The organism is Bradyrhizobium sp. Leo114 (genome assembly GCF_055229415.2).
Genome location: NZ_JBUYEN020000001.1, coordinates 308,069 through 318,878, shown reverse-complemented (window position 1 = coordinate 318,878; position 10,810 = coordinate 308,069). Strand labels below are relative to the sequence as shown.

The following is a 10,810-nucleotide window of genomic DNA, read 5'->3' as shown; positions in this document are numbered from 1 at the left end:
GCTCAAAAAGACGGCTTAATCGTGGAGGGCGACGCAATTCATTATCCGCTGGCGTAGATGAACCGACATCGGTTGCGCGGGCTATTGCTGCAGTCGTCGTCCCGCAAAGAGGAATTGTCAACGGCCGGATTTATCGCGGCAAGATTGTCACGAAACGTCCAAGAGCCATTGCGCAAGTTGTCCCAACGCGTGAGACGAACCAGCGGGGGAGGGTAAGCTTGATCGTTTCGCCGTGAGCGCCTCGCGGGGCGTTTGGCCGTACGTGCTCTTAAAGGCCCGATTGAATGCGGGAATGCTACGAAATCCGTAGCGGTAGGCGATCGGGGCTATCCGTCTGTTGCCGAGTCCCCCAGCCGTGATCTCCTGTTGAACGCGGGCGAGGCGGCGTGCGCGGATGTAGGATGCAACACCGCCAGTTGGTTCAAAGAGACGATATAAAGAGGCTCGGGATAGGCCGAACGTCTTGACCAGACTGTCGGCGCTCAGGTCCCTTCGCGGCAAGATGATTCTCAATGTAGCGACTGATGATGACAAAGCTGTCGAGAGGCAGCGAATCCGAAGGCTCAACGGCTGAATTGCGTCTCGCCTCCAAGGTCAGTATCTGTACCGCCAGCAACGCAATGCCCGACGCGATTTCATCCATCTCCGCGGCAGTGACAAGGTGGACCTGTGCAAGCATGGCCTGCAAGGCTGCGGAGACCACGGAGGCGCCCGGGGCGGCTGCCTTGGCCAGCGTGCCATGTCTGGCGGTCAGATCCGCGAACTTCGCCGGCAGGCTCGCTCGCGGTATCCAGAGCGTCAGGTCAGCACTGGGACCGTTATCGGTGCCGCGGATGAGCCGAACCGGCGCCTGAAGGTCCAACAAAAGCAAATCCCCGGCGCGGGCAGTCGCCGTGCCTCCATGATGATGCATTTCAACAAAGCCGCCCATCACGACTTGGAGGGCGAAGTGATCGACTGCGCGGCCTGAGACCGCCGTTGCCCCCGGACCAGCTCGGCATGCGCGCAGCTAGTCTGGCTAAGCACAAAGATTCGACCGGCCCAAATCTCTTGCGATCCTCCGGGGCCGAGGAGGGGGACTTTATTACTTACATAAATGGGATGGTAGGTGGCGAGCCATGTCTGCGCTTCTTCCTGATCACCGGCTGGCTTCCACCGGCACGATCTAATCATCATTCCCAATTATCTTTCAATGCTAATATTATGAGTGATGATCGATAAGCGAATTTGCAGATTATCGCAATATTTTGCCGAACCGTCTCAGCGGCCCCTTTCCGGATTGCGCAAAGGTTATCGGAACGCTAACGTGTCTTTATAATGTTAACTTATCCATAACATTCAGGGTGAGGGGTTCGATGGCGACTAGCGAGACGTTTCACTACGCCTATGCATTGGCCTACGGCGGTAAGGCGAGCTACCGAATTGACGATGCCAATCCGAAGACCGATTTTGTGGATTACGTGGCAGGCGGCGTGAAGGTCAAAGATCCGAACGGCGGTGAGATCTTTGCCGGCGACAAGATCAAGGTCGCGAAGATTGGCGCTGATTTGGGTGATCTTGAGACAGGAAAATACACTTTCGTTGGCGCAGCGACCGTTCAGGATCACGGCAACACGATCAGCGGGATTATCATTCTGGACGGCGATGGACGTTCGTTTTTTTTGACCGACACCCAGTATTCGGGCAAGCTGAACGGGCATAACGGTGATGTGACCATTACCAGCGGCAGTACGACCATCTGTTTCATGGCCGGTACTCTGATTGGCACGCCGGCTGGCGAAGTACCTGTCGAGACTTTGACGCGCGGTGACCAGGTCTTAACTCAGGATGGTGGAGTGGCGACGGTCGACTGGCTCGGCATTCAGACGGTTTCGACGAGGTTCGCCGACAAGATGCGCGTCCTGCCGATCCGCATCAAGGCCGGCGCACTGGCTGAGGGCGTGCCCTCCCGGGATCTCCTGATTTCGCCGGACCATGCGGTCCTCGTCGATGGTGCTCTGATTCAGGCGAGCGCGCTAGTCAACGGCACGTCCATCGTCCGTGAGCACAATGTACCGACGACCTTCGCCTATTATCATGTGGAGGTCGAGGATCACTCGTTGATTTTCGCCGAGAGCACGCCGGCCGAGACGTTCGTCGACAACATCGAGCGGTTGCATTTCGACAATTGGGCCGAGCACGAAGCCCTTTATCCAAACGGTAAATCGGTCAGAGAGTTGCCATACCCGCGCGCGAAGTCGCAGCGTCAGGTGCCTGTTCGGACGCGCATTATGCTTGCCGCCCGGGTGCAAGCGATCGGCGCCAGCCAAACTGCCGTCGAGGTGGCGTAGGATTTGTTGAAGCCTCAACGTTGATCGAGACAAGACGGCCGCCGTCCGACCCGTCCGTGCAAAGGGCAATATCCTTTCGCCGACGTCGTCGGGGCGGCGGTTAGAGCGTGATCCGGAAAAGTGGAGACCGGTTTTCCGAAAAAGATCACGCTCAAACAAAGAGCTAGAGCGGGAGGACGATTCGAAGAAAAGTCATCACGCTCTAGGCGAGCTGATGCTGTGGCCTGCGATGCCGCTAAAATCCTGGCGGTATGTCGCGTGCAGGAGGAAGATTGTTGAACCTGGGGTCGCGCGGTCCCGGGGGCCAAGCCAGGCCGCTATAGGGGATTCCATCGCGTGAGAGCTGCGGATTGTAGGTCGGGTCGTCATTGAGCAACTCGCCCCAGCGCGCGCGAAGCAGACTGAGCTCACGCTCGAACCGGTCTCGGCGGTCCGCCCGATCGTCCTTGCCTCGGCTGGCCGATTCGGCGTGGACCAGCTTCGCGTGCGGCGTGAAGACAATGCGCTTTCCGGTTTGGCGCAGGCGGAGACAATAGTCGACATCGTTGAATGCGACCGCGAAGCGAGCTTCGTCCATTCCGCCGACGGCAAGATAGTCGTTTCGTCGGGTCACGAGGCAGGCCGCGGTTAGCGCACTGCATTCGTGCGCGACGAGTAGCTGATCAACAAAACCGGGATCATCGCCAAATCTATCGGTGTATGCGTGGGTCGCCGCGAAGTTCATTCCCAAGACGACGCCGCCATGCTGCACAACGCCGGCGGGCCAGGTTAAGAGCGCGCCGACGGCACCGACGTTCGGTTCGGCCAGCCGCGTCAGCATCTCCTCAAGCCAGTCGTCCGAGCTTGCCTCGATATCGTTGTTGAGCAGACATAAGACGTCACTGTCGAGCATCGTGGCGGCTTGATTGTTGAGCCGTGCGAAGTTGAATGGCCCCTCAATCCGCAAAGTCCGGATGCCGCGTCGGCGCAGATCTGCGAAATAGTCGATCGTCTCCGGGTCGGCGCTATCATTATCGACGACGAGGATATCGGCACGGCAGCGCTCGACCGCCGGCGCAATGCTGTCAAGGCAGGTGCGCAACAACGAGAGGCGGTCGCGGGTCGGGATGATCACGGTCGCCCGCTCGTGCGCGATCGGCCGTTTGATTCGGACCGCGGGGAAGAGATTGCCTTGCTGCTGGCTCACCTCCGCCCCGATGCCGCGCGCGCGCAGATGCATGTGGCTCGCGGCGGAAAGCCGAGAGGCGGCATTCACCCGATTGAATTTCGGTAGCGTCGCCAAGGCTCCCGGCAAGTGCAGGATGTTCGCCTGTCGTGGATCGGTATGGTCGAGCAGGCAGTTGAAAAGTCGATAGAGATTGTCGGGACGAGCCTCAAGCCCGGCAAGCAGCGCTTCTCGTCGGACCGCGAACAGGTGCGCACAATACCCTTGCTCGAGCATCCTCTCGTAGTCGAACGCCGGAAACGCAAGCGGCCACAGGCGGCCATCGCCGGCGAGGAAGTCAAGATCGCCGTACACGGCCGTAGCATCCGGATAGGCGTCGAATGCGGCTGCAATGCGAGCCAGCGCGTTCGGTTCGAGCGACATGCCCGCCATGGTGACGACGACGTGTTGCGCATCGGATGCGGCGTCTTCGAGAAACTCCAGGAGGGCGTCACTGTCGATGCAAAGCGGCTGACCGTCGATCACGCCTGCGGTCCAGTTTTCGTGGCTCTGCGTTTCCAGGGTGGAGAGCGTTTGCTGAGTTCCGTCGGTGCCGGCGATGACGACAGCCAGTTGAAGCCGGCTCGTCTGCGGTTCTGGCAACGGGAAGCGATCGCGCCAATTCGCATAGTCGGCGAGGGGAAGCGAGGCCGGAATGAGCTGATCGTATAATTTGCCGCGGAGGCGCTCGGCGCCGTGCCCTCCGATCGCGTCAATCATTCTGGCAAGGCCATCGGGAAACGCGACAAAGACTGCCGTTGCCGGGACCTGCTCGCCGTCCTCTTTGCGCAATCCAATCCTATGGACACGTCCGTCGGCGAAGCGCTGCGGGACATGGAAATCGAAAGCGCGGGCGTTGCGGGATCCTTGCCCGTTGGCGTTGTCGCCGATGTGCGTCCAGGCCGTCGCGCGGACCTGTGCGACGGTTTCTCCATCGACGATCGCTTCAAGGGTGGCGACGATTTCGCTGTCGATCCAGCCTTCGAAATGCAAACCACCGAGCCAGCGCAATTTGCTGGTCGGTCGAAGATCGACAAGTGCGCTGTCATTCTCCAGGTCGATAGGATGGCCGACGGGGGTTCCGAGATTGGCGAGGCGTGCCTCAAGGACGCTCGCGGCTTGGAGCAGATTCGGTTCGAGCGTCACCGCAAATCCGTAAGCGCCGTCTAGTCCTTGCTCAAAGAGCTCCATGACGAGGGAATCGGCGTAGGTCGTTCTCAGGACCAGACCATCGAGCAGGATATCGACGGTGAAGCGGCGCTCGGGGGCCTCGGGATCGAACACGAAGCCCGACACAGTACTGTCGTGAGCGAGCGCGAGCCGGCTGATCAGTTTCGGTTTGGCCGCCGGTGCGGTGTGGATGACGCGCGCGATGCTCATGAGTGTTCGACCCAATCGACTACCGCATCGACAAGTCCTGCCTCGTCTACATTGGCAGGAAGGGCAAGGTCGCCTTTGCGCGGGCTGGGCGATCCGCCCGACCAGTCGCGATATGCGACAGGTCTTAAAGCTTGCTTTGCAGTCTCAATCAGCGGATGGCCGAATATTGGTTCTTCGAAATCGGTGAGCAGCCAGCCCGGATCATGCGGTGCCAGAACATCGCCAAGCTCGCCGGCTGCAACCGCGCCGGTTATGAAGACATTTGGGTACGACATCAGGCGATCGTCGTCATACGTCGTGCCAGCGATAACGATCGATCGGGATGGTTTCCGCCGATGCAGGCAATCCGCCAGGCTCCGCATGATGCGCAAGGATACGGGCGAGGGCGCAGAGGGAACGATGACAAGCGATTTTCGCGAGCCCGAAAACGGCGGCAGGTCGAGCGAGGGAGTTGGCCAATCCTGGAAGACAATGTTGCGTTTGGGCCACCGAGCCTGGGCAAAAGCCTTGGCCGCTTTGCTGGGAACGAGGAGGGGCGTCCCGCCGGGAAGCGAGACGGCCGCTTCGCCAAGGTTTCCTCTCACCAGCCAGAAATTGAGCGGAAGGTTGAGTGCCCGCATCAGATCGATCAGTTCCGGCAACGGATTCGGCTCGACGATGTCGACGCGTTTTGCATGCAGCCGTCTAAGGAGTTCGGCGGCGTCGGCGATGTCCGTTTCCGTGCCGAGCCTCAAATGAATCGATTGCGGGCTCGTGCCGTCCGCGGCCTTGAGATGGAAGACATCGCGCTCTCGCAAGAGCAGAAGCACGCGCTCGCCATGCCGCCGGAGGTGGCGCGCTCGCTCCTCAGCTATGGCTGCGCAGGAGCGTTGATTGCCGACGATCAGCATGGACGGTTCTGACGACCAGGGCAGCGCGCGCTCGAGTGCTGCGCGCGCTGGTCGTAGCGGATCGGCGCTCTCAAACGCGCGGCATTCGTTCCGATGGTTTGGGAATCGCTGGTCCAGAACGCCCAGGTTGCGAAGCACCAGGCTTCGCTTCTCGTGCTGGAAGGATTTAGAGCCGTGATGCCCGACATAGACCGACGGCGCGCAAACATTGCGAAAGCCCTTGGCGCGCGCGCGAAGGCAGAGATCGACATCTTCGAGATAGCCGCGCTCAAACGTTTCCGACAGCCCGCCTACGGCATCGAGACAGGCGCGCGTGATATAGAGACAAAACCCGATGCCGCTTGGGACGTCGATTGCATCGCCGGCGCCGAAAATGCCCGCGATACGATCGATCTCGAGTATTTGCTCATAGCTCGGCATCGGATTGACGTCATTCGGCATCGGGAACGAAAAGATATCGCCATTATTGGAAAGCGGCGTGACCGTCCCGATATTCGGTGCCGAACGCGCCACCGTCGCCAATCGATCAACAAAGCCGGGTGCTACGACGGTATCGGAGTTCAGCAACACGACGTCGCCCGTCGGCGCCTCCTCCAGCGCACGATTGATCGCTCCGACGAAGCCAAGGTTTACCGCGTTCACAACGAGGTCGATCGTGTTGGCCGCAGCAAGCTCTTGGAGATAGCGTCGCAACTCCACCTCGGGGCTGGCATCATCGACGGCTAGAATGCGGAACGGCTCTTTTCTTGACGCGCGCGAAGCTCTTGCCTTAACGAGGCTTTCAAAGCAGTCGATCGTTGCTTGGACGTCGCGATAGACAGGAACGATGACGGTGGGGGCGGAGGTGCGAGGCCTTGGCCGAGCGGAGGGACGCGCGTGTGCTCGGACCCGCGCCTGCGGAGACTGGTTGGGGGCGAGCCGCCGGATCTGGAAGATCTCGCCGTCGAATTTCAATGTCAGCGTCTGAGGGGTCCTGGATGGTGGCCGCCTAACGAGAAAGGCGGTCGCCTGAACGTCCCTGCTGGCCAAGGGATGAAATGAATTGGGCTCGAGAAGGCTCGTTAACGTGCCGTCTTCGGTCGCAAGGCTCGCTTCGATCGTGGCCGCCTTGGTCCAGGCGATCCAACCTGTCACATGATTGTCAAACACCGAACAGGCGGCCCAATGCCGATTCCCGGCACGCCGAAGCTCAGCGATGGCAGCTCGCAGGATCGCCGGATTGCCGTCACGGCTTATCAGACTGGCAGCCGCGACCCGCCGCCGATCGTCAGTGGCCCAGGCAAGCATTCGACGGTTGGCGCCGACGTCGGAAGGATCGACAAGAAGCGCTTCGGTGAGGTCGGCGAGCGCCGCTTCGCCGCGTCCAAGCTTCCAGTTCGCCTCCGCGCGGAGAATGAAGCAATGGGCGGCCGGCGGCGGTTCAATACGGCAGCGTCGATCCGCATATTTGAATGCTGCGATAAAGTCCTGAGCGGTTAGCGCCTGCGCCGCCAGGCGCTCGAGCGCGATATGTGAGCGAGGTCCGACGAGCGCTGGGGCGCCAATGATGGTGCCGAGAACCATTTAACCGTGCCCTGACCGATTGCGGTCGCTTGCCGGCGCTCCGAAGTCTGAGTGTCCGGATCGCTTCAGGTAACCGGACTCTCTTGGCGCGGCCGGCTGCGGAACACACGGACCCGCCCCGAACCGGCAGGCTTTCGCGGCTTCACAGGCGCCGCGACCTGTTCCGCGGCTGCAATCCGTTCGATGCCAATGCGAATGCCAACCAGAGGTTCGCGATTGGTCGGACCCGACAGCACCACGCGTTTGCCGACTGCGCGCAAGGTCGGTGCGTTCAAGAACCCTGCCTCCGCGACGAACTCCAATTCGTCGGTGCCGCTCATTTCCAGGACCACGCCCGTAATGGGCAGGGCCCGCCCGCGTGTACCGGCGTAGGCGCCGAGCGGGACCATTCTGCCGCTCCCGGCCTGACCGTTGGCGAACTGAACCGCATAGCGGATATCAAGACCGACCGGCTTCTCCGGCCATTCCAGGGCCACCCCTTCCACGCGGGACGGTGCCGTTGGACCTGCAATCCATGCGTTGGGTCCGACAGTGACGTCGCCGCGACCCGCCACATGGCCAAGCACCTTCAGGCCTTCCGTCGTGGCATTGGCATGCAAGCCCAGGCTTTCGCTTTGCGCCGTGACGACGCGGGCTCGGCCGGATTGGATCGGTTCGATGCGAACCACGGCGGCTTGCGATCCTCCAAGTCGCATGGGCTGGACTTGGACCTGCAAAGTGCCGGGCGTGTTGACTCGGACAACCAAGCCGGAATTCGGCTCCCAAAGGGTTGGCTCGGTCGCGTCAGGATGCAGGATGATCTCCATCCGCCTTTCGTGGCCCAGCGCCGGTGCGACCGTAACATGAGGTGGAGAGAGGGAGTCTTCCGCACTCCTGTAATTCACGAAGAACAGTCCGCGGTCGAGGTTCACCACTTTTTGCTGCTCAGCGTCGCTCATCAACACCCCCGAACAAATCGTAACAATTGTAATCTACTTCTGTTAGCGAGCATATCATATGTCGTCGCCCAAAAGTTAGACATGTTTGATATCGCGAGCTCAACAAACTTCGGGCAAATGGCTAAGCAGCCCATGCAACCACAGATCGCAATTCATGTCTTTTCGCGTTTCAATCTTGGGTGTTGCAGCCGGACGTGCTCCGGCGCGCCGAAACGCAGCGGAGAGAGCCATCCAAGACGCTTGAGGCGAGAATGATGTGACTGCCAACTCGACTTTGCCGAAGCGCGAAGCTGGTTATCCACAGCAAGACACCTGCTCCGTCAGCAACGGCAAGTCAAGGAAGTGCCCTCAAGCGTGAGGACGAGCGCCAATGAGTGGATACTGATGACGAGAGAGAGCGACGGATATACTCAGTCTCTGCACTCAATAATGCCACCATCCGCCGGAGCCTGTCGTTTTCATCTCTCAGCAGTGCGATGGAGTCGGCGATGTTCTCAGCGCTGCTCAGATCGAGATGCTGGATTTGCGGTTGGCAGTCGGAAGGAGGTCGTTTGAATTTCATAGCGTTGCCCACACGCTTGCCCTTGCATTCCTGAGACTACACTGAGTTTCAACATTTGGATGCCCAAAGCAAAACCAAAAGTTGCATGGAGTTGCGACTAATCGACGAATTTTGGGGCAGGAAGATGTCAGATCGAACGAAAGCTTTTTGCTGATGCAGAATTGCAGCATTCTAATCATAGGGAACTTTGTCATTACATAGTGCGAATGCCGAACTATCGTTCGGCGATTAGCGATTGATGCCTTCGCTACAGAAAATTCTTGCTATAACCACGACGCGCAAGCTTCAGTTCGTTCTAGATTGATCGTACAGCTTGAAGCAGACAGGCCACAGCATCGTCGATGAAGATTTTATTCGTTCACAATAACTTCCCGGCACAGTACCGCAATCTGGCGGCCGCGTTGGCTAACGAACCCGGCTTCGAGCTCGTTGCTGTCGGTGCATCGAGCGCGCAGCCGATGCCTTCGGTTAAGTTGATTAAATATATGCTGCCCGAAGCAGATGTTTCCGGAACCCATCCTTTCGCAAGGCGATTCGACCTTGAGTGCCGCCGCGCTGAGCAAGTGCTTTACAGTCTTTCGACCTTGGCTGCGTCGGGCTTCGCACCCGACTTGATTCTGGGCCATCCGGGATGGGGAGAGACCCTGCCACTGCGCACGATGTTCCCCAAGGCAAGATTGTTGGTCTATTGCGAGTTCTTTTACGGGGCCGAGGGGCGGGACATCGGATTCGATCCGGAATTTCCGATGTCCGGATTGGATGGTCATATCGGACTGCAGTTGAAGAATGCGACGACATTGCTAGCGCTGGCAGATTGCGACCTTGGAATCTCGCCTACCAATTGGCAGCAATCGACCTTTCCCTCGCATTATCAAAGCAAGATCGAAGTGATTCATGAAGGAATTGATACATCGCGGGTGCGACCGAATCCGCAGACGCGCCTCATGCTGCCGAACGGCCGGGAAGTGGGATCGTCGGACGAGATAGTGACGTTTGTCGTACGCAATCTCGAACCGCTCAGAGGCTATCACGTCTTTATGCGTGCTCTCCCCGAAATCCTCAGGCGCCGACCCAACGCGCAGATCGTCGTCATCGGCAGGGATGGATTGTCGTATGGACTTCCTCCGCCGGCTGGCAAGACCTGGAAGTCGATCTTCCTCGATGAGGTCCGCGATCAGTTGGATCTATCACGTGTTCATTTCATGGGTGGCGTCCCATATCAGACGTTCATTTCCGCGCTCCAGGTATCATCGGCACATGTCTATTTGACTTATCCCTTCGTGCTGTCCTGGTCGGCGCTGGAAGCGATGAGCGCCGGTTGCCTGGTGATTGGGTCTGATACGCCGCCAGTGCGCGAGGTCATCAGTTCCGGCGAGAACGGGCTGCTGGTTCCTTTTTTTGCGGTCGATGAACTTTCCGAGCGCGTGATTGAGGCGTTGCAGGAACCCGTCAAGTTCTCGTCAATGAGACAGGCCGCCCGCCGCTTCGTTATCGATCACTATGACGCAGAGCAGGTCTGCATACCGCGAATGCGTCGCCTTCTCGATCTGAAGTTGCCATCGATGTCATCGCCACGGAACTTTTGGCCGGGACGCTCGCTGTCAGACTTGCCGCAAAGCACCAAGCGTGCTTCCCGGAAATCGTCCGCCGCGGCGGGATTGGGAATGTAGGCGAAGAGGGCGCTGGCCCTTAGGCCGCCCGGCACGCGGGACTCTATCCAGGACATCTATTTTCCGACGCACCGAAAAATGGCGACGTCGACCGTTGTGTGTGCTGGCCATCCGAAACGGTTGATCGCGGCCGCAGGCATGTTGCTACGTTTGGCTCGTCGACGGCACACTATTTCGAGAAGTTCGTTCTCGCGGTGACACAGGCGTGATGATGTCGGACCCGAACGATCAATCGATCGCGAGCGACTACGAACATCGCCGTATCCGCTGACA

Annotated in this window: 9 protein-coding genes and 1 pseudogene; 4 read left to right on the top strand and 6 right to left on the bottom strand. The window is 59.4% G+C overall.

The genetic code is table 11. The features are described from left to right. Positions 1-147 precede the first annotated feature (147 nt). Together ACZIRK_RS01445 and ACZIRK_RS01440 are read right to left on the bottom strand one after the other, a co-directional pair. Entirely contained in the window at positions 148-501 is a 354-nt protein-coding gene (locus ACZIRK_RS01445; RefSeq protein ID WP_463326917.1) for a helix-turn-helix transcriptional regulator, read from the bottom strand. Then, positions 422-1,009, bottom strand: coding sequence for an AraC-like ligand-binding domain-containing protein (locus tag ACZIRK_RS01440; RefSeq protein WP_463326916.1), 588 nt, complete (start codon positions 1,007-1,009; stop codon positions 422-424). The genes ACZIRK_RS01445 and ACZIRK_RS01440 overlap by 80 nt, the downstream gene beginning before the upstream one ends. A gap of 346 nt (positions 1,010-1,355) precedes the next feature. Here ACZIRK_RS01440 and ACZIRK_RS01435 point away from each other — a divergent pair, with 346 nt between their 5' ends. Continuing rightward, positions 1,356-2,330, top strand: coding sequence for a Hint domain-containing protein (locus ACZIRK_RS01435; RefSeq protein ID WP_474417433.1), 975 nt, complete (start codon positions 1,356-1,358; stop codon positions 2,328-2,330). A gap of 235 nt (positions 2,331-2,565) precedes the next feature. Here the strand turns inward: ACZIRK_RS01435 and ACZIRK_RS01430 are convergent, their stop codons facing one another. Continuing rightward, complete coding sequence (locus ACZIRK_RS01430) at positions 2,566-4,914, bottom strand: glycosyltransferase family 2 protein (protein WP_474417432.1); 2,349 nt, start codon at positions 4,912-4,914, stop codon at positions 2,566-2,568. Beyond that, on the bottom strand, positions 4,911-5,555 hold the full coding sequence (locus ACZIRK_RS01425; protein ID WP_474417444.1) for a hypothetical protein: 645 nt from the start codon (positions 5,553-5,555) through the stop codon (positions 4,911-4,913). The genes ACZIRK_RS01430 and ACZIRK_RS01425 overlap by 4 nt, the downstream gene beginning before the upstream one ends. A 33-nt stretch (positions 5,556-5,588) precedes the next feature. Here ACZIRK_RS01425 and ACZIRK_RS01420 point away from each other — a divergent pair, with 33 nt between their 5' ends. Further along, positions 5,589-5,816, top strand: coding sequence for a hypothetical protein (locus ACZIRK_RS01420; protein WP_474417443.1), 228 nt, complete (start codon positions 5,589-5,591; stop codon positions 5,814-5,816). 207 nt (positions 5,817-6,023) lie between these two features. Here the strand turns inward: ACZIRK_RS01420 and ACZIRK_RS01415 are convergent. Then, a pseudogene (locus tag ACZIRK_RS01415) lies at positions 6,024-6,938 on the bottom strand (glycosyltransferase family 2 protein); the annotation flags it as partial. 30 nt (positions 6,939-6,968) lie between these two features. On the opposite strand from ACZIRK_RS01415, the gene ACZIRK_RS01410 reads away from it, so the two are divergent. After that, positions 6,969-7,283 carry a hypothetical protein gene (locus ACZIRK_RS01410; protein WP_474417442.1) on the top strand — a complete coding sequence of 105 codons (315 nt, stop codon included), beginning with the start codon at positions 6,969-6,971 and terminating at the stop codon, positions 7,281-7,283. Between the two features lie 149 nt (positions 7,284-7,432). On the opposite strand, the gene ACZIRK_RS01405 is transcribed toward ACZIRK_RS01410, so the two are convergent. Then, positions 7,433-8,305 (bottom strand): hypothetical protein, encoded by an 873-nt coding sequence (locus tag ACZIRK_RS01405; RefSeq protein ID WP_208820590.1) that lies wholly within the window; start codon positions 8,303-8,305, stop codon positions 7,433-7,435. Positions 8,306-9,208: 903 nt separating this feature from the next. Between ACZIRK_RS01405 and ACZIRK_RS01400 the strand changes: the two genes are divergently transcribed. Next, the gene (locus tag ACZIRK_RS01400; protein WP_474417431.1) at positions 9,209-10,537 is read left to right on the top strand and encodes a glycosyltransferase family 4 protein; all 1,329 of its coding nucleotides are present in this window, start codon (positions 9,209-9,211) and stop codon (positions 10,535-10,537) included. Positions 10,538-10,810 lie beyond the last annotated feature (273 nt).